Genomic DNA, 19114 nt, shown 5'->3' with positions numbered 1-19114 from the left:
TAAAAACAAAGAAAAGCTGTTTAAACATAGTCATCCATATCAACCGTTCATTCATCCAGATACTACTAAATTAATTGTGGGTACACTGCCACCTCCACGTTTTTCAACAGGTGAACTTTTGGAAAAGGACGTCGATTTTTGCTACGGAAGTTATTACAATTCATTATGGTTGTATATTGATAAAATTCATAATCTTAATTTGAAATATGATAATTCCCAAGAAGCGATTGATGAACGCAAAACCTTTTTAATAGCTCATAAAATTGGTGTTTGCGATATTGTTGAAAGTTGCGAGCGTGATAAAATTGATGCTTCCGATTTGGGTATGAAAAACATAGAACTTAGAGATTTAATAGGTTATTTAAAAACGTTTCCAAATATAAACACCTTGTTGTTTACTGGTGGAAATAGTAAAAATGGTCCTGAATATTTCTTTAGAAAACATCTTAAAGATTTTGGCTTAACATTAGAAGTGGTTTCATCGGAAGTACCTAGAATACATCAATTTCAATTACCTGCTATTGCGAGTGTAACGAAGCAATCTGCTCAATCAACCCGAATCATAAAAACCGTTTCGTTAACTTCGGGTTCTGGTGCAGCAAATATTTCAATAAGTAAATTGCCTTTATATAAACATTTAAAAGCTAAAAACCCTGAATTTAATACCTTCGATTTTCGGGTGATGCAGTATAAAGAATTTTTTTAATTCAATGTTTAATGAGGGTTATATATCAAAAATGAAATTTTTTAAGCACTCATAGTTTGAAAATTGGTTTTATATTTGAAATTAGAAAAATAGTCAACTCATGAATATATTTAAAATTACGTGCTTTGTTTTTAGTTTAGCCACACTAATTAGTAGCTGTAAATCGGGTGTTAAGACTGAAAATGAACAAAACGTTGATGTACTTTTGAAACAGCGTTACAAGAAACTGTTAGAATACCCCATTGATTCTTTATCGTTTCCTCGCAGTATGACGCCGTCATCAGGTCATATCAATAAAGTACCTTCAAAAGATTGGACCAGTGGTTTTTTTGTTGGAAACCTTTGGCAGTTGTACCAACTTACAGGGGAAGTAGCCTATAAAGAACGTGCTGGAAAGTGGAACCCTTTTATAGAAAAAGAAAAATTCAATAACCGCACGCACGATATGGGTTTTAAAGTATTTTGTAGTTATGGAAAAGGTTTGGAAGTTGAAGATAATGAGGACTATAAAAATATTATTGTTGAAAGTGCACAAACATTAAGCACCCGATTCAATAAAAATGTAGGAGCCATACGTTCGTGGGATTTTAATAGCGATGTATGGGAGTTTCCAGTAATTATAGACAATATGTTAAATCTGGAATTATTGTTCGAGGCAACAAAATATTCAAAGGATAGTACGTATCATAACATAGCGATACAACATGCCAACACAACTTTAAAAAATCATTTTAGGGATGATAATAGCACCTTTCACGTTGTTGTTTACGATACGATTACAGGGTTCGTGAAAGATAAAGTAACGCATCAGGGTTTTAATGATGCTTCTTCATGGGCAAGAGGCCAGGGATGGGCCATTTATGGTTACACCATGGCTTACCGTTATGCAAAAGACAAAGCCTATTTGAATCAAGCTGAAGCTACAGCAAATTTCTTTATCAATAATAAAAATTTACCCGAAGATGGCATTCCGTATTGGGATTTTAACGACCCGAGTATTCCAAATGCTCCACGCGATGTGTCTGCAGCAACGGTTGTGGCTTCCGCATTAATAGAATTGTATGGTTATACTAAAAATGAAAGCTATTTAAATTATTCTAAAAAGGTGTTGAACTCATTAAATTCAACAGCATATATTTTAAATTCAGAAATAAACGGACCTTTTATTTTAAATCATAGTACAGGAAACTGGCCTAAGAATGATGAAATTGATGAACCCATTGTATATGCAGATTATTATTATTTAGAAGCTACTTTACGAATGAAAGCTCTTTAAATAGGGGGTAGGTTTAGCTTATAATATAAAATTTTAATATTTATGGAGTGTAATTTATGCTATCGCCAACAGCAAGCGACCATGCATCAGCTAAACCCGCATTTACTTCCAATACATATTTTGCAGGTACGTTTGAAGGTAAGGACGTTTCATCCATAGGTTTTGCATTTTTTTGAAAGCTCACTATCTTTTTTCCTTCATTTAAATAAATGATATCTAATGGTATTTTGGTGTTTTTCATATAAAAATAACGCTCGGTAACATCGTCAAAAACAAACAACATACCTTGATTTTCTTTCATAGAATCTCGATACATCAAACCCGTTTGTATATCAAAATCGGTATCTGCTATTTCAATATCTAAATTTATTTCAGTAGAATCTGCCAATTTAAAAATAGTGAGCGCACCTTCTTTTTTAAATGAAATGTCGGTTTGCGAGATTGTTTTTTTGTCCTCTTTACAAGCAAAAACACTTAAAACTAGAATAGATATTAATATGATGTGCTTTAAAAACATGTTATTTAGTGGCGGTTTTCGGTTTATAAATAAACATAAAATACAAACCAATGAATATAAAAGGAATACTTAACCATTGCCCTGTGTTTAAACCAAACCAATTAATGTATTCTTCACCTTGCGGTTCTTTTACAAATTCTACAAAGAAACGCACCGTCCATAATAGAATTAAAAACAAGCCAAAAAGAAATCCGTCTTGGTCTCTTTTAGTTGTTTTAGAATAAAAATACCATAAAATTAAAAATACAAAAATATAACAGAACGATTCGTATAATTGTGCTGGGTGGCGGTAAGGAACGGCATTTAATAATTCTGCAAATTGCGGATTATCTGTGACTGCGTTATATGCTTTTTGAACATCATTAATACCCGTTAATTGCATAATTTGATGCTTGTAATATTCATCTTGAATAAAACGGACACCAAAAGATGAATCGGTAATTTTTCCTATAATTTCAGAATTAATAAAGTTTCCAATTCTAATAAAAACAGCACCCGAAGCTACTGAAATAACTACACGATCTAAAATCCAAAGTAAAGATTTGTAATTGTATTTTTTTCTATATAAATACATGCCAATAATAATACCTATAGCGGCACCATGACTTGCAAGACCTTGAAAACCAGTAAATTCAAATCCGCCTTTAAATTTAAATGGCAGAAAAATGCTGAAAAAATCTTCAGAAATTAATTCCGATTGATAAAATAAAACATGCCCCAAACGCGCACCAATCATAGTTGCTAGAACGGTGTATATAAATAAAGGGTCTAAATACTCTAATGATACTTTTTCCTTAGTAAAAATACGCTTCATGATGTACCATCCTAAAACAAAGGCAACGACCCACATAAGGCTGTAGAAGTGTAATTTAAAATTTCCAATAATGTCGATACCTGTTAGGGGGTTCCAATCAAATTTTAATAGGTACATAGGGTTAAGTTTTCAGTATTTTAATGATTTACTTTCAGTTTTTTTAAAATTATTTTTGAAGTTCTAAAACTTCGACTTCAAAAATTAAATTCGTTTTTGGTGGTATTCCTCTATTTCCTGTTTCACCATAGCCTAAATGATAGGGGATGAATAAGGTTGCTTTATCGCCAATACGTAGTTGTTGCAAGCCTTCTTTAAACCCAGCAATCATTTGAGCGTTTGGGCTTAAATCGGCAACAATGGGTTGGTATTGGTTTGCTTCTTTTCTGTATTCATTAACGATGCCATAGGTTTCAGCGACATCTAATTTGTTTGAATCTAGAATTTTTCCGTCTTCAAAAAACAGACTGTAGTTGGTTAAAACTTTGCTGCTTTCTTTTAAATTTTCACCTGTGCCTTTTTCTGTTATGGTGTACTCTAAACCAGAAGCTAACTTGGTAGCTTGTTCTTTTTGTTTAATGAATTTATCTTTGGTGGCTTTTAAAAGTGCTTCGGCTTTAGCTATTTTTTCTTTTTCAAGTTTTTCAGCTTTGGCAAAATGGTCAATAAAAATTTTAGGAGCATCAAAATCTTTAGCGGCTTTTCCTTTTCTAATAATATTCAATTCTTTAATAACCACATCTTCAAGTGGTTTATTACCCGAGTCGGTTTTTACATTCGAAATACTATCTTGGATATCCAACCCTAAAACCAGTTCACCAAAAACGGAATGTTTATTATCTAAATTTGGTTTAGGAACTTCGGTGATAAAAAATTGACTACCATTTGTTTTCGGACCCGAATTTGCCATGGATAAAATACCGGGTTTATCGTGTTTTAAATCGGGGCTAAATTCATCTAAAAACTTATAACCAGGGTTGCCAGTGCCATTACCTAATGGATCGCCACCTTGAATCATGAATTTATCAATCACGCGATGAAAAATGGTGCCATTATAGAATTTTTTTCCTTTATAAACACTATCTACCATGGTGTTGGTGCCTTCTGCAAGCGACACAAAATTGGCGACGGTAATGGGTGTTTTATCGAACGTTAATTTGGCTAACATGGTACCTTCCGTGGTTACAAATTCTGCATACATGCCATCTTCTAGGTCTGGATATTGTGCTTTGCAAGATGTAACTACTATTAATATGACAATTAATAATGTTTTGATAGGGTGTTTGAATGAAGCCATTACTACTTTGTTTGATTTTGGGTAATTGAGTTTACGGTAACTTCACAAATTAAAGGCGTGTTACTACCTATTTTATGCTCATCACCATAATAGCCGTATGCTTTTTGGGAAGGGAACAAAAAAGTGGCCGTTTCGCCTGTTTTTAAAAGCTTTAAACCTTCACGAAGTCCGGTGAATAACTCTTCTCTATCCATGGCGTAATTTTGGGTTTTAAGCGTTTCTTTGGAATAGATTAATTTACCATTCAATGCTTTTACATTATAATTGAAGTTTACAATGTCTCCAAATTTAGGGGTGTCTAAAGAATCAACTTCAATTTTTGTATTGTAGTAATACCAAAAACCACTTTCAGATGCTATAAAATTGGTAGAATCCTTGTCTTGCTTCATGATTTTCTCGATTTGATATTGTTCATGAGCATATAATTTTTTATTTCGCTCAACAGAAGCGTTAATAAAAGAACCAGAACTCACTGAAACCGGACGTCTGGCTTCAGGTTGTTTGCAGCTTATTACAGCTAGAAAAATTAAGATAAGTAGAACTAATTTATTCATTGTTTAGGGCTTTATTATAACTAGGCAATATACTAATAAATTTTTCAACCGTATCTTTTAGTGATAAATAGCTTTTTCCACCTGCCGCATTTATGTGTCCGCCACCTTCGAAATGAGATCGAGACATGTCGTTTACAGAAAAATTGCCTTTAGATCGCAATGAAATTTTTATAATTCCTTCCTGTTTATCTTCAATAAAAATGGCTGCTAAAACAATGTTTTCTAATGATAAACCATAATTTACAATACCTTCCGTGTCGCCTTTTTTGTAATCGTATCGGTTTAATTCCTCTTGCGAAAGAGTTATATATGCGGTTCTAGATTCAGGAATCACTTTTAAATTGGTTAAAGCACAGCCCAATAATTGTAAACTTTTGTAACTATTGGCATCGTAAATATTGTTGTGGATATGCGAATTATCAGCCCCATTTTCTATAAGATGCGCAATAATTTGATGTGTTTTACTACTGGTTGAAGAAAACCTGAACGAACCAGTATCGGTCATAATACCTACATATAAGCAGGTCGCTATGTTCGTATCTATAATGTCCAAATCTCCCATCATGTTAATAAAATGATATACCATTTCGCAAGTAGAACTCATGCTTACATCACTAAATACATATTCAGCATAATCGTCTGGAGCTTGGTGATGGTCAATCATTATTTTAATGGCTTTACTGGTGGCAAGAACAGTTTCCATGTTTCCTGCTCTGTGCAACGCATTAAAATCGAGTGTAAAAATAACATCAGCATCATTAATTAGGTTATCGCAAATTTTTGTTTGAGAATCGTGTTTTAAAATGCTTTTTTCACCTGGAATCCATTTTAAAAAATTAGGATAATCGTTAGGTGTAATAACTTGTACCTGATGATTGTTTTTAATAAGATAATGATACAACCCTAAAGTAGAACCAATTGCGTCACCATCGGGATTTTTATGAGGTACAATTACTATCTTTTTTGGGGTGGATAATAACAGTTTTATATTCGATATATCTTGAGTATTCATAGGGGGCTAAGATACAATTTAATAATATAAGCTTTAATAACCGTCGTATTACTTTTGCATAATATTAACCAAAAACTTAAAAATGAGTAGCTAAAAAATGATTACAGCAATAGAATTTTATAAGCTTTGTGTTTATTTACTTTCTGTCTTATTTATAATAAACCTTCCAAAATAAATATAAAATTGTACTTTTGATCAAAATTTAATAAAACAAAATGGCCACAAACAGAACATTTACAATGCTTAAGCCAGATGCAGTAGAAAAAGGGCATATTGGCGCAATACTAGAAAAAATTTCAGCTTCAGGATTCAGAATTGTTGCAATGAAATTAACACAAATGACAACTAAAGATGCTCAAGCTTTTTATGCAATACATAGTGAACGTCCATTTTTTGCAGACTTAGTTGAATACATGACACGTGGCCCCATAGTAGCTGCCGTTTTAGAAAAAGATAATGCCGTTGAAGATTTTAGAACTTTAATTGGCGCTACAAATCCTGCAGATGCAGCTGAAGGCACCATTAGAAAGATGTTTGCGGAATCTATAAGCGAAAATGCAGTACACGGAAGTGATAGTGATGAGAATGCCGCTATTGAAAGTGCTTTTCATTTTTCAGGTAGAGAGATGTTTTAAATAAAAAAAATATATTATAAATGAAAAATCCCGCAATTGCGGGATTTTTTGTGTCTTAAAAAAATTAAAAAGTATGTATTAAATTACTTTTACATTAACTGCGTTTAATCCTTTTTTACCTTCTTTTAGTTCAAATTCAACTTCGTCGCCCTCACGAACTTCGTCAATTAAACCTGAAATGTGAACAAAATGTTCTTTTTTTGAACCTTCTTCAACTATAAAACCAAATCCTTTGGCATCATTGAAAAATTTCACTGTTCCTTTACTCATACTTTAAATTATTAAATTAATACTATAAATGTAATACAAAAAAATATGAAAAAAAAAATGTTTTTTTCAGAAAGTATATAAAAACAAGAAAGTCTATCAAATTGATTGATAGACTTTTAATTGTAATTGTTAAAGTATGTGTATTAGATTACTTTTACGTTTACGGCGTTTAAACCTTTTTTACCTTCTTGTAAATCGAATTCAACGGCATCACCTTCACGAATTTCATCGATAAGTCCTGAAATGTGTACGAAATGTTCTTTGTTGTTGTCATCTTCAGTGATGAATCCAAAACCTTTAGAATCATTGAAGAATTTTACGGTACCTTTACTCATGTTATAAATATTAAATATTAATTATTGTTTCAAAAGTACCGCTAAATATCTTAGCATATCATGTATTTTGCAGTTAATTTGATTTTTAAGATTAAATTCAACAAAAAAGCCTATCAAAATGATTGATAGGCTTTTAATGTAATTGTTAAAGTATATGTATTAGATTACTTTTACGTTTACGGCGTTTAATCCTTTTCTACCTTCTTGTAGATCGAATTCAACTGCATCACCTTCACGAATTTCATCGATAAGTCCTGAAATGTGTACGAAATGTTCTTTGTTGTTGTCATCTTCAGTGATGAATCCAAAACCTTTAGAATCATTGAAGAATTTTACGGTACCTTTACTCATTGTAATTTATTTATAAAAATTTAAGAAACAAAGGTAGTATAATTTTTCACACATCAATGCTTTTTGTTGTTTTTTTTATTTTAAATGGGTTTGTGTAATTATCTTAGAATCAATTTTTTAATAATTTCTTTGCCTAATTCTTCATTAAGCATCTTAATTATTTTTTCTTTTCCGTAACTTAATTCTTCTCTCAAAACACTCGAATTAAGTTGAATATAAAGCGTGTCGCGTTCTAAATTTACAGCGGTGGTGTAGTTGTTAACACCGTTACCCATTAGGTTTGCCCAAGCATCGGCAACATTTACCTTGTTTAAGCCTTTTTCTAATTTGTTGGTCTCTACAAATTCTTTAAGAGCGTCCGATATACTTATGTTTTCGTTATTGCGTTTTGCCATTTTTCAGGTTTTAGGTGTTAGGTGTTTGTCTCGCCGTCATAACTTAAAAATCTCATAACTTTGATGAACCTGTTTTACTGCGTTTTCAGTACGTTCTGCATGGGTGTCGCTTATAAAAAGTTGCCCAAAATCTTCATTATCGACTAATTTAATTATTTGTGCGACTCTGTTTTCATCTAATTTATCAAAAATATCGTCCAGTAATAGAATGGGATTTACATGGCTTTGCGCTTTAATAAAATCGAATTGAGCCAATTTTAAAGCGATTAAAAACGATTTTTGTTGCCCTTGACTTCCAAATTTTTTAATAGGATGATTTTCAATATTAAAATGCAAATCATCTTTATGAATGCCAACGCTTGTGTATTGCAGCGCTTTGTCTTTATTAATGTTTTTTTGAAGTAGGGTATTTAAGTTGTCTTCAAATAAATCGCTGTGGTAATTTAATTCAACTGCTTCATTCCCATTGCTTATGGCTTGATAACGCGCTTTAAAAATAGGGATGAATGTTTGTAGAAAAGCGTCACGTTTTTCAAAAATAACAGCTCCAAAATCGTTTAGTTGGGTGTTGTAAACATCTAAAGTGTCTTTATTAAACGTGTGGTTTAATGCAAAATATTTTAACAGTGCGTTACGCTGTGCTAAAATTTTATTATAACTGATAAGGTTTGTTAAATAGCTTTTATCACTCTGTGAAATAACACTATCAATGAATTTTCGGCGGGTATCGCTGCCTTCAATAATTAAATCCCTATCGGCAGGAGAGATAATAACTAAAGGTAAAAAGCCGATGTGCTCGCTAAACTTTTCATAAGCTTTACCGTTGCGTTTAATCACTTTTGTTTGTCCGCGTTTTAAACTTACAACTACTTTTTCGGTTTTATTTTCTTTTTCATAATCGCCATTAATCACAAAAAAGTCTTCATCATGCTTAATATTTTGAGAAGCAACGGGGTTAAAATAGCTTTTTCCAAAAGATAAATGATAAATAGCATCCAATACATTTGTTTTTCCAATACCGTTATTGCCAACAATACAATTTATTTTATCGTTGAAAGTGAACGTTTTACTATCGAAATTCTTATAATTAAGTAATGAAAGTGATTTTAAAATCATAAAAAAGCGTACTTAAAAGCTATAAAGAATGGTAACTCTTTAAAAGGATGTGCAAATTATTGAAAAATATCAAATAAATACCCTTTTAGTTATGAAGAAAAATTATATTTTTGCGGCGCATTAATTTTAGACCACATACATGGCAACTTATAATAAAAGAGGATACAAACCAAAAACAAAAGAAGAGAAGGTAGAAGAAGTAGAACAACATTCTACTACGGCGGAAGTTTTTAACTCACTTGATGAAACTGCATCAAAAACTGAAGACTTCGTAGCTAAGAACCAAAAATACATTTTTATTATTATTGGTGTTGTGGCTGCTGTTGTTTTAGGGTATTTAGGTTACAACGAGTTTGTAGCGAAGCCAAAACAAGTAAACGCTATGAACGATATGTTTCAAGCTCAAAAATATTTTAACGATGCCGTAAACGGTACTGCTAAAGATTCACTTTATACGTTAGCTTTAAAAGGTGGCGAAGGTAAATTTGGTATGTTGGATATTATTAAGGAGCACAGTGGAACACCATCTGCGAACCTAGCTAATTACTATGCAGGTACCGCTTACTTACATTTAAAAGATTACAAAAAAGCGATTGAGCATTTAAGTGATTTTAAAAGTGATGATGAAATATTAGCACCCATAGCTAAAGGTAATATTGGTGATGCGTTTGCACAATTAAATCAATCTGAAGACGCTTTAGATTATTATGAGCAAGCAGCAGAATTGCGCAACAACGAATATACTACGCCTATGTATTTATATAAAGCGGGTATTACGGCGTTAGATTTAGGTAAAGCCGATAAAGCACTTACTTATTTTAATAGAATTAAAGAAGAATATCCAAACGCATCTGAAGCTGGAACCATAGACGTATTTATTGGTAAAGCTCAGGTATTGGCAAACAAATAGTATGGCTACGGCAAACAAAAATTTATCCGATTACGCTAAGGCAACAATCCCAAATGCGAGCAAGTTTCGGTTTGGGATTGTTGTTTCAGAATGGAACGATACCATTACTGAAGGCTTATATAAAGGTGCCTATGATGCACTTATAGAAAATGGTGTGTTGCCAAGTAATATCATCCGTTGGGATGTTCCAGGTAGCTTTGAGCTTATATACGGAAGTAAAAAAATGCAAGAGCAGATGGTAAATGCTGTTATTGCTATTGGTTGCGTTATTCAAGGAGAAACCAAACATTTCGATTTTGTATGTGAAGGCGTTACACAAGGTATTAAAGACTTGAATGTGCTACATGAAACACCTGTAATTTTCTGTTTGCTTACCGATAATACCATGCAACAATCTATAGATCGCTCTGGTGGTAAACACGGTAATAAAGGAACAGAAGCTGCCATTGCCGCTATTAAAATGGCGGAACTACGAAAAAATAGTTAGTTAAATTACTAAGTAAATCCAGTTTTTAATTATCAATTGCCAATTATCAATTGTCAATTCGTTTTGTTAACATTTTTTAGCAATTCAATTTCCCGTTTCTGCCTATTTTTAAGTATTTTTGATGGGTAAGAACGTATGCATTTTGTTGAAACAACGCAAAAATAAATCCTTTAATTATCAATCCGGTTCTTTAAAAGAAAAGGAATTAGATAATACCTTAGAAAATTCTAAGAATAAAGACTTTGTTTCTCAATGGAAACGTAATAGCGAAAGAAGCCGAAAAGTAAAAGGTGCTATGCCAATACGAACACTCATTATAGTTTTGGTATTATTATTGATTTGCATGTATTTATTAGAAAAGAAATTCATGTAACCAAAAACTTAGAAATTATGGCCATTTTAAAGCAACGCAAAAACAAAAAATTTAGTTATACACCACGTTATTTTGACGATAAAGGTGAAGGTAACCCCTTTGAAATTAAACATAAATTTGACGAATATAGAAAAACCGTTGGAGGCAATACGGGCTTAAAAACTAAGATTGTAAATGCCTTAGGTGAGTTAAAAAGTAACCCAGATAAAAAAGCTGATAGACGTATTTTAATCATTATTGCAATATTAGTTTTTATATTTTTAGCAATTATCGAATTCGATTTATCTATATTCTTTTCTAAATAATTTATGGCAGACATTATACAGCTATTACCAGATCATGTAGCAAACCAAATTGCCGCTGGAGAAGTTGTACAACGTCCTGCCTCCGTGGTTAAGGAATTATTAGAAAATGCGATTGATGCCAATGCATCTGTTATAAAACTCATTATAAAAGACGCGGGTAAAACACTCGTTCAAGTGATTGATAACGGAAAAGGCATGAGTACCACCGATGCTCGATTGAGTTTCGAGCGTCATGCCACTTCTAAAATTCGGACTGCAGACGATTTATTTCATTTAAACACTAAAGGATTTCGTGGTGAAGCCTTAGCTAGTATCGCGGCCATTGCGCATGTGGAGTTAAAAACAAAGCAAGAAAACGATGAAGTTGGCAATAGTATTGTAATAGAAGGCAGTACCATCGTATCTCAAGAGGTTGTGGTAACACCAAAAGGGACGTCAATTTCAGTAAAAAACTTATTTTTTAATATTCCTGCGCGTCGTAATTTTTTAAAATCCAATACCGTAGAACTGCGTCATGTTTTTGATGAATTTCATCGCGTAGCGTTGGCGCATCCTTCTATAAGTTTTGCTATGTATAATAATGGAAGTGAAGCATTTAATCTTCCTATTAGTAATTATAGACAGCGTATTGTTAATATCTTCGGAAACAAAACAAACGAAAAATTAGTACCTGTTGAAGAAGATACTGAAGTTTTGAAAATTTCAGGATTTGTTGGGAAACCAGAGTACGCTAAAAAAACCAGAGGCGAACAATATTTTTTTGTGAACGATCGGTTTATAAAAAGTCCGTATTTAAATCATGCCATTTCTTCAGCGTTTGAAGGTTTGCTTAAAAGCGGAAATCACCCTAGTTATTTTTTAAATTTAACGGTAAATCCAGAAACGATAGACATCAACATTCATCCTACAAAAACGGAAATTAAGTTTGATGATGAACATACGCTTTATGCGTTATTACGTTCGGCAGTAAAGCATAGTTTAGGGCAGTTTAATATTGCTCCCGTACTTGATTTTGAGCGTGATGCTAATTTAGATACACCATATCATTTCAATAATAAAGAAACAAGTACACCGGTTATAGAAGTAGATAGAAGTTTTAATCCGTTTAAAGAAAGTTATGCTTCAGGAAAGCAAACAACGTCTGTTAAAAAGCAAACATCCAATAATTGGGATAGTTTATATGTAGGTTTAGAATCGAAAGGAACTAAAACCGAAAACGATTTCAGTGAAGTTCATTTTGAAAGTGAAGAAACTACGATATCTGCTTTTGCTGATGTTAATAAAATTGAACAAACAAAAACAACGTATCAACTTCATAATAAGTATATTGTAAGTACCATAAAATCGGGTATGTTGGTTATCGATCAGCATCGGGCGCATCAACGTATTTTGTATGAAGATTTTCTTAAGAATTTAACCATTAAGGAAGGGGTGAGTCAACAATTGTTATTTCCTTTGGAACTCCATTTTTCTTCACAGGAAATTCAAATCATTAGTCAATTGCAAGAAGATTTAGAGCATACAGGTTTTGTGTTTTCAAACGTTAGTGATGAAACTATTGAAATTACAGGTGTACCTGTTTCAGTTCCAGAAAGTGAAGTATCTATTATTTTAGAACAATTAATTAGTGATGTTGAAAATGAAGTACCAGACACTCATTTTAGTGCTACCGATTTACTGGCAAAGTCGATGGCAAAAAGTTTAGCCATTAAAAAAGGGCAATCACTCTTAAAAGATGAGCAAGAGCATTTAGTAAATAAGCTATTTGCATGTAAAGAGCCTAATGTGTCACCAACCAATCGAACTACATTCATTATTATGAGTGTTGACGAATTAGATAAAAAATTTATATAACAAAGACAAGAAAATAATTACTGTCACCTTGAGCGCAGTCGAAAGGTTTTATAATTACTTTTTTTATTTTATAAGAACTATTAAAACTATGATGCGAATTTCTGAAACCGTAAAGCATTTAATAATCATTAATGTGATTATGTTTATTGGAACCTTGTTTGTCGCCAATGGTGCTTTTTATGAGTGGTTTGCTATGTATTTTCCAAAAAACGACTTGTTTAAGCCATGGCAAATTATTACACATATGTTCATGCATGGGGGAGGCGATTTAAATAATTTAAGCATTACGCATTTGCTGTTTAACATGTTTGCGTTGTGGATGTTTGGCTCACCAGTAGAGCAGGTTTTAGGTTCAAAACGATTTTTGTTTATTTATTTTTCAGCAGGGTTGGGAGCTGTTGCATTGCAATTAGGGTATTATTATTTTCAGTATTTGCCAAATTATAATTCTTTAATAGCTTCGGGTTTAAGCTCAGACCAAATTCATTATATGCTTACTTCTACTAAAGTTTTAGAAGGTGTAACGCAAGCACAATTTTTAGAATTGCAAGATATATTTCAAGTTTACAATGCTTCTATGGTAGGAGCTTCAGGCTGTATTATGGGTATTTTGGCTGCATTTGGTATGATGAATCCCAATGCAGAATTGATGCTTATATTTTTACCTATTCCTATAAAAGCTAAATATTTTATTCCAGGAATCATTATTTTAGATTTAATTTCGGGTGTTACCGGTCAATCCTTTTTTAGCCCGAGTAATACCGCTTACATGGCGCACGTTGGTGGAGCACTTACAGGCTTTTTCATCATGTGGTATTGGAAAAAAAATCAGTTTAACAATAAGCGTTGGTATTAATGAGCTTAACAAACGACATAAAATATAAACTAGCACATCTTAATGTTTTAGAAAAAATAATAGCTGTTAATTTAGTTATATATATTCTAACCTTGTTTTTAAGTTTAAATTGGTTTGAGTTACCTAGTAATTTAAGTCGTTTTATAACAAAACCCTGGGCAATAATTACCTATGCTTTTGTGCATTATGACTTTTTGCATATACTTTTTAATATGCTTTGGTTGTATGTTATTGGGCGTATGTTTTTAAATTTATTTAGTGCTAAAATGGCTTTGAATATATACTTTCTTGGGGCGATGTCTGGCGGATTGTTGTTTATGTTGTGCTACACCTTATTCCCAAGTGTATTTGGATTAAATTCTAATTTAGTTGGAGCATCAGCAGCCGTAAGAGCTTTGTTAATTTTTCTTTGTGCTTATATGCCCAACCAAGAGGTCCGGTTTTTTATGTTTAATATAAAACTTTGGTATATTGGTTTAGCCATTGTTGTTATGGATACTTTTGGTGTTTTTGCAGGTATTAGTAATCCTGAATTAGGAAATGCAGGCGGAAATTTAGCACACTTAGGTGGCGCATTATTAGGCTATTTTTACGCAAAACAACTATTAAAAGGTGATGATATTGGCAAAGGCTTTGAACGTTTTATGGATTTATTTGCCAATATGTTTAAGTCATCAAAAAAAGGACCATTAAAAACCGTTCATAAAAATAAAAATAAAGTTGGTGGCTATACTAAAGCCGATTTCAACGAGTTTAATAATCAAAAGAAAATTGATGTTATTTTAGATAAAATAAGTAAAAGTGGTTATGATAGTTTAACGGCCGAAGAAAAGGAGTTTTTATTTAGGGCAGGGAAGTAGTATGGTATGTGCATGTTGAAAATTATATTACTTTAAAGAATGAATAATAGCGAACTGCATGTGTCCATTAAAAATAATAAGTATTAACTCATGAAAAATTTAGGCACTATAAATAAGCTTATTTACAGCATCAATATGTTGTTTGCTTTTGTTTTATTATTGGCTTTCGTGTTGCCTTTTTTGCCGCCTAAAACATTTTCTGTGTTATCAGTGCTTAATTTAGGCGTGCCTTTTTTAATTTTAAGTAACGTATTGTTTTTTTTATATTGGTTGTTTAGAGTAAAAAAACAACTATTGCTTTCTTTGGTAGTGTTGGTAATTGGCCAATTGGCATTTGGTTCATTATATAAGTTTTCATCTTCTAAAAAAATTGAAGACCCCAACAATTTTAAGGTGATGAACTATAATGTTAGGCTGTTTAATTTGTTTGAATGGATTCCAGAAAAAGATATTGATACCCAAATTATCGAATTTGTAAAAAAAGAAGCTCCAGCTATTTTATGTATTCAAGATTATCATCCTCGAAAAAATAACGATTTAGCTTTTTTTAAATATAAATACGAATATCTTTCAGGAAAAAAAATAAAACACGGTCAAGCCATTTTTTCTCAGTTTCCTATTATAAATTCGGGTTCTGTGGAATTTCCAAATACTTCTAACAATGCTATTTTTGCTGATGTAGTTAACGGAAAAGATACTATTAGAATTTACAATGTACATTTACAATCACTACGCATTAATACACAAATTGATAGCTTAAAAAAAGAAAATTCCGAGCGACTTTTTAATCGCATTGGCTCTACTTTTAAAATGCAACAATCGCAAACCGAATTACTTTTAAATCACAAAAATCAATCTCAATATAAAGCCATTATTTGTGGTGATTTTAATAACACTGCTTTTTCATATGTATATAGAAAAATTAAAGGCGACTTAAACGATACCTTTTTAAAAGCAGGTAACGGGTTTGGGCGCACCTATGATTTTAAATTCTTTCCCGTTCGTATTGATTATATTTTTGCCGATAAAGCTTTTTCTGTAAATGGTTTTAAAGCGTATAATCAGCATTATTCCGATCATTATCCTATTTCAACTACTTTAAGTTTGGATAAGGAATAAGTTTTCAGTCACAGTCGCAGTCTCAGTTTTTATTCAGAATTCAAAAATCGTTGCTCGTTAACCTATTTAATTCAAAACTTTGCAACTTTGAAGCTTTGAAGCTTTGAAACTCAGAAACTTTAAAACTACATCAACGAGCAATCAACAACATCTGAAAAAATATGTATTACCAAGCCTAGACCTATTAACCTGGTTGTCTTCGGAATTAAAAGTAACACATAAACTCCCATAGCATAGTATGTATGAAGTGGATGGAAATTGATGCTGCATCTGTTCGGATCGAAAATAGGAGTTGCTAACAAGTGGTCTAAATCAATCAACATACCTAAAATCATGATGAAGTAGGCATATTTCCAATTCGATTTATAAAAAACCAATGCCACCGCTAGCGGAAGTAAAAAATGGCAACCATAATGTGCAATAGTTTGTAGCATTATTGAGGCGTTAAAGTTTGATTTTCTAAATAATTTAAGGCATTAGGACCTTCATTAAATAATAAATCCAATATACTCAAATTTGGTATAAAACCATGTTTGTCACTAAACACCTGTGTATAACTATCAAATGGTTGTATTTGTTCTTTTTTTGCTTGTACCAAATATCTGTAATCAGAAATATTTTCTACATTTTTCTCATACACTTCGGTTTTTGAAGTCTTTAAATCTAACTGTAAGCAATCAAAAATGACCTCAAAACATTTCAAATTATAATCTAAAATATAATCTGCTTTTATTTTGAATAGAGGTTGTAATTCATCTTCATAAAATTCAAAAAAAGGTGATGTACTATAAGCTGAAAGCAGTGACTTCCAATGATTACTTTGCCAGTTTTCTTCATTAAAAATTTTAACATCCCGATATTTTTGTCTGTTTTTTTGAGTATGAACAACAGGTATATTTAAAGCAAGTTTACCGTTTGCTCCATAAATATAGGTACGGTTCCTGTAGGTTTGTTTTAGAAAATTATCATCTACTTCAAACATCACTTTTTCTGCATTTGCTATCGCAACAAAATGCGCAATGTTTGGGAAGTATGTGGGGTGTAATAAAATGTTCATTTGTTGATGCGTTTATTTGTTTATTTGATAGTTTCTTAACGCATTCAACTTATTAGTTATACTTTCAATTTGTTCTCTTAAAGCAGTATATTCCTTTAAATCAATAAAATCTAGTTCATAAGAAATTATAATTTGATTTAAAACTTCAACAGCAGAACTGAAAGCCATTATTGTGAAATGAGCTTTGTCTTTATTGGTTTTTCTGGCAGATCCTTCAACTATATTTGAACAAATAGAAATAACAGCTTTTCTTAATTGGGAAGTTAATCCAAATTTTTCGTCAGGTGAAAATTTACTAGTAAGAGTGTAAATATCTTTTGAAAGCTTCTTTGCTTCAATCCAAACTTCTAATTTTTCAAAACTATAAGTGTACATTTTCAATCGTCATTTTAACAAATCACCAAATCACCAAAAAACAAATCAACTATTTTTCTTTCTTGCTCTCCATTTGTTAAAACCAATCCATCCAAATAATATCACAAGAAAAGGAATAAGATATGATGTTGCTTTGCCTTCACCACTAACCGTTGTAAAGAAACGATCCCATCGTGGTTTTTTGCCATCCCAACTCATCCAAATGAATACAGGTTTTCCAACAACGTGGTCGAAAGGTACAAAGCCCCAAGAACGAGCATCTATGGAATTGTGACGGTTATCGCCCATCATCCAATAATAATTTTGTTTAAAAGTATAGGTGGTTGCTACTTTTCCATTAATCAAAATTTGGTTACCATTTACTTGTAGCGTGTTGCCTTCATATTCGGTAATAACACGTTTGTAAAGAGGTAAAACTTTTAAATTAATATCGATAGTCTTGCCTTTTTCAGGAATATATAACGGACCGAAAAAGTCTATATTCCAATCATAATTAGGGTCGTGAGGGAAAATATTAGCATCTCTTACACCTTTTTCTTGGATGTTTGGAGTAATGCTTAAAACGTTAGGGTTATCTTTAAAATTAGCCAAAGCTTCATCTGAAATCGCTGAAAAATAATAAGTGTTTTGGTCGTTTATAATACCAAAACCATCAGTAATGTCATAACGTTCCTTTAAGAAAAGCGGATTAAATTGTGAGGTTTTAGGCTGCACAAAGTAACTAAATTGTAAATGCGCTCTATCGGGTAATTCGTTTTTCTTTCCGTTGATGTAAACAAAACCATTACGAACTTCTAAAGAATCGCCTGCAATTCCAACACAACGTTTTACTAAATTGGTTTTTTTATCAATGGGCTTGTAATAGTTTCTATCGGGATGAAAATCGTTCATATCCAACAACGTATCTGCTGGTTGATTGAAAACTACAATATCGTTTCTTTCAATTTTTTCAAACCCAGGAATTCTAAGGTATGGTAGCTGTAGTTTGTTTTTCCATGAGTTGCTTCCTTTATGGTCATCAAATAAGTATGATTTTTTATGCAATAAAGGAATGGTATCGTGTACCATAGGTGCTCCAACAGTCGTCATAGGAACTCTGGCTCCATAATGAAATTTACTTACGAATAGAAAGTCGCCTACTAATAATGATTTTTCTAAAGAAGATGACGGAATAGTAAACGGTTGAATAAAATACGTATGAACAATAGTAGCCGCAACTATAGCAAATAAAATGGAGCTTGTCCAATCGCCGCTGGCCGATTTAGGATGTAAACTTCTGTTTTCAATGTATTTAACGTCAGTAATATAATTTAAATAGAAGTTGTAAAATCCTAAAGTTACAACGGCTAAAAACGTGTCTAAACTTGAATTTTTACCAAAACTTCTAGCGGTTTCTACCCAAACAACAGCTAACATTATTAGATTAACAATAGGTAAAAACAAAAGAATTATCCACCACCAAGGGCGATTAATTATTTTCATTAAAACAACGCCGTTATACACAGGCACAAAAGCTTCCCAAGCTTGTCTTCCTGCTTTAATGTATAATTTCCAAGTACCTAAACCGTGTATTACTTGAATAATCAAGATGAAAACAAACCATTGCATCAATGTCATAATCGTATTTTTTTATTTTTAGTAGC

25 protein-coding genes are annotated in these 19114 nt (G+C 32.1%); 11 read left to right on the top strand and 14 right to left on the bottom strand.

The annotated features are described in order from the left end of the window. Positions 1 to 16 precede the first annotated feature (16 nt). Positions 17 to 706: a uracil-DNA glycosylase family protein gene (locus EV196_RS08610; RefSeq protein ID WP_132217331.1), complete on the top strand. Its 690-nt coding sequence runs from the start codon at positions 17 to 19 to the stop codon at positions 704 to 706. Between the two features lie 100 nt (positions 707 to 806). Beyond that, positions 807 to 1982, top strand: a complete 1176-nt coding sequence (locus tag EV196_RS08605; RefSeq protein ID WP_132217330.1) for a glycoside hydrolase family 88 protein — start codon at positions 807 to 809, stop codon at positions 1980 to 1982. Positions 1983 to 2022: 40 nt separating this feature from the next. Here EV196_RS08605 and EV196_RS08600 read toward each other — a convergent pair whose 3' ends face one another. The 5 genes from EV196_RS08600 to EV196_RS08580 are packed head-to-tail and all read right to left on the bottom strand — an operon-like array spanning position 2023 to position 6173. After that, complete coding sequence (locus EV196_RS08600; RefSeq protein WP_132217329.1) at positions 2023 to 2499, bottom strand: DUF192 domain-containing protein; 477 nt, start codon at positions 2497 to 2499, stop codon at positions 2023 to 2025. A 1-nt stretch (position 2500) separates the two neighbouring features. Further along, the gene (lgt, locus tag EV196_RS08595; protein WP_132217328.1) at positions 2501 to 3430 is read right to left on the bottom strand and encodes a prolipoprotein diacylglyceryl transferase; all 930 of its coding nucleotides are present in this window, start codon (positions 3428 to 3430) and stop codon (positions 2501 to 2503) included. Positions 3431 to 3479: 49 nt separating this feature from the next. Beyond that, the gene (locus EV196_RS08590; RefSeq protein WP_132217327.1) at positions 3480 to 4607 is read right to left on the bottom strand and encodes a peptidylprolyl isomerase; all 1128 of its coding nucleotides are present in this window, start codon (positions 4605 to 4607) and stop codon (positions 3480 to 3482) included. 2 nt (positions 4608 to 4609) lie between these two features. Then, a complete protein-coding gene (gldI, locus tag EV196_RS08585; RefSeq protein ID WP_132217326.1) occupies positions 4610 to 5161 on the bottom strand; it encodes a gliding motility-associated peptidyl-prolyl isomerase GldI in 552 nt (183 codons plus the stop codon). Continuing rightward, a complete protein-coding gene (locus EV196_RS08580) occupies positions 5154 to 6173 on the bottom strand; it encodes a DHH family phosphoesterase (protein WP_132217325.1) in 1020 nt (339 codons plus the stop codon). Before EV196_RS08580 ends, gldI begins: the two co-directional genes overlap by 8 nt. 215 nt (positions 6174 to 6388) lie before the next feature. Here EV196_RS08580 and EV196_RS08575 point away from each other — a divergent pair, with 215 nt between their 5' ends. Continuing rightward, positions 6389 to 6808 (top strand): nucleoside-diphosphate kinase, encoded by a 420-nt coding sequence (locus EV196_RS08575; RefSeq protein WP_132217324.1) that lies wholly within the window; start codon positions 6389 to 6391, stop codon positions 6806 to 6808. A 78-nt stretch (positions 6809 to 6886) separates the two neighbouring features. Here EV196_RS08575 and EV196_RS08570 read toward each other — a convergent pair whose 3' ends face one another. The 5 genes from EV196_RS08570 to recF all read right to left on the bottom strand — a co-directional run bounded on the left by EV196_RS08570 (position 6887) and on the right by recF (position 9275). After that, complete coding sequence (locus tag EV196_RS08570) at positions 6887 to 7078, bottom strand: cold-shock protein (RefSeq protein ID WP_132217323.1); 192 nt, start codon at positions 7076 to 7078, stop codon at positions 6887 to 6889. 143 nt (positions 7079 to 7221) lie between these two features. After that, on the bottom strand, positions 7222 to 7413 hold the full coding sequence (locus EV196_RS08565) for a cold-shock protein (RefSeq protein WP_072402704.1): 192 nt from the start codon (positions 7411 to 7413) through the stop codon (positions 7222 to 7224). Between the two features lie 159 nt (positions 7414 to 7572). Beyond that, on the bottom strand, positions 7573 to 7764 hold the full coding sequence (locus EV196_RS08560; protein WP_034044451.1) for a cold-shock protein: 192 nt from the start codon (positions 7762 to 7764) through the stop codon (positions 7573 to 7575). Between the two features lie 98 nt (positions 7765 to 7862). Beyond that, positions 7863 to 8159, bottom strand: coding sequence for a DUF721 domain-containing protein (locus EV196_RS08555; RefSeq protein ID WP_132217322.1), 297 nt, complete (start codon positions 8157 to 8159; stop codon positions 7863 to 7865). 36 nt (positions 8160 to 8195) lie between these two features. After that, positions 8196 to 9275, bottom strand: coding sequence for a DNA replication/repair protein RecF (recF, locus tag EV196_RS08550; protein ID WP_132217321.1), 1080 nt, complete (start codon positions 9273 to 9275; stop codon positions 8196 to 8198). Between the two features lie 139 nt (positions 9276 to 9414). On the opposite strand from recF, the gene EV196_RS08545 reads away from it, so the two are divergent. From EV196_RS08545 to EV196_RS08510, 8 genes are all read left to right on the top strand, one after another. Continuing rightward, positions 9415 to 10185, top strand: a complete 771-nt coding sequence (locus EV196_RS08545; protein ID WP_132217320.1) for a tetratricopeptide repeat protein — start codon at positions 9415 to 9417, stop codon at positions 10183 to 10185. A gap of 1 nt (position 10186) precedes the next feature. Continuing rightward, on the top strand, positions 10187 to 10672 hold the full coding sequence (gene ribH / locus EV196_RS08540; RefSeq protein ID WP_132217319.1) for a 6,7-dimethyl-8-ribityllumazine synthase: 486 nt from the start codon (positions 10187 to 10189) through the stop codon (positions 10670 to 10672). A 121-nt stretch (positions 10673 to 10793) separates the two neighbouring features. Continuing rightward, the gene (locus tag EV196_RS08535) at positions 10794 to 11045 is read left to right on the top strand and encodes a hypothetical protein (protein ID WP_132217318.1); all 252 of its coding nucleotides are present in this window, start codon (positions 10794 to 10796) and stop codon (positions 11043 to 11045) included. 17 nt (positions 11046 to 11062) lie between these two features. Then, positions 11063 to 11350 carry a riboflavin synthase subunit beta gene (locus EV196_RS08530; protein ID WP_132217317.1) on the top strand — a complete coding sequence of 96 codons (288 nt, stop codon included), beginning with the start codon at positions 11063 to 11065 and terminating at the stop codon, positions 11348 to 11350. A 3-nt stretch (positions 11351 to 11353) separates the two neighbouring features. After that, positions 11354 to 13204 carry a DNA mismatch repair endonuclease MutL gene (mutL, locus tag EV196_RS08525; RefSeq protein ID WP_132217316.1) on the top strand — a complete coding sequence of 617 codons (1851 nt, stop codon included), beginning with the start codon at positions 11354 to 11356 and terminating at the stop codon, positions 13202 to 13204. A gap of 88 nt (positions 13205 to 13292) precedes the next feature. Beyond that, positions 13293 to 14060, top strand: a complete 768-nt coding sequence (locus EV196_RS08520; protein WP_132217315.1) for a rhomboid family intramembrane serine protease — start codon at positions 13293 to 13295, stop codon at positions 14058 to 14060. After that, positions 14060 to 14920: a rhomboid family intramembrane serine protease gene (locus EV196_RS08515; RefSeq protein ID WP_132217314.1), complete on the top strand. Its 861-nt coding sequence runs from the start codon at positions 14060 to 14062 to the stop codon at positions 14918 to 14920. The genes EV196_RS08520 and EV196_RS08515 overlap by 1 nt, the downstream gene beginning before the upstream one ends. A gap of 90 nt (positions 14921 to 15010) precedes the next feature. Further along, on the top strand, positions 15011 to 16039 hold the full coding sequence (locus EV196_RS08510; RefSeq protein ID WP_132217313.1) for an endonuclease/exonuclease/phosphatase family protein: 1029 nt from the start codon (positions 15011 to 15013) through the stop codon (positions 16037 to 16039). Positions 16040 to 16164: 125 nt separating this feature from the next. Here EV196_RS08510 and EV196_RS08505 read toward each other — a convergent pair whose 3' ends face one another. Genes EV196_RS08505 through lepB form a run of 4 tightly spaced genes read right to left on the bottom strand, consistent with a single transcriptional unit; the run spans position 16165 to position 19088 of the window. Continuing rightward, positions 16165 to 16473, bottom strand: coding sequence for a DUF6122 family protein (locus EV196_RS08505; RefSeq protein WP_132217312.1), 309 nt, complete (start codon positions 16471 to 16473; stop codon positions 16165 to 16167). Beyond that, positions 16473 to 17096, bottom strand: a complete 624-nt coding sequence (locus EV196_RS08500; RefSeq protein ID WP_132217311.1) for a WbqC family protein — start codon at positions 17094 to 17096, stop codon at positions 16473 to 16475. The genes EV196_RS08505 and EV196_RS08500 overlap by 1 nt, the downstream gene beginning before the upstream one ends. Positions 17097 to 17108: 12 nt before the next feature. Next, the gene (locus tag EV196_RS08495) at positions 17109 to 17471 is read right to left on the bottom strand and encodes a four helix bundle protein (protein ID WP_132217310.1); all 363 of its coding nucleotides are present in this window, start codon (positions 17469 to 17471) and stop codon (positions 17109 to 17111) included. A gap of 45 nt (positions 17472 to 17516) precedes the next feature. Next, positions 17517 to 19088: a signal peptidase I gene (lepB, locus tag EV196_RS08490; RefSeq protein WP_132217309.1), complete on the bottom strand. Its 1572-nt coding sequence runs from the start codon at positions 19086 to 19088 to the stop codon at positions 17517 to 17519. Between the last annotated feature and the right edge of the window lie 26 nt (positions 19089 to 19114).

Source organism: Mariniflexile fucanivorans (assembly GCF_004341235.1).
In the GTDB taxonomy this organism is placed as follows: Bacteria; Bacteroidota; Bacteroidia; order Flavobacteriales; family Flavobacteriaceae; genus Mariniflexile; species Mariniflexile fucanivorans.
The sequence above is the reverse complement of the archived record's forward strand: the minus strand, read 5'-3'. Positions and strand labels throughout refer to the sequence as shown.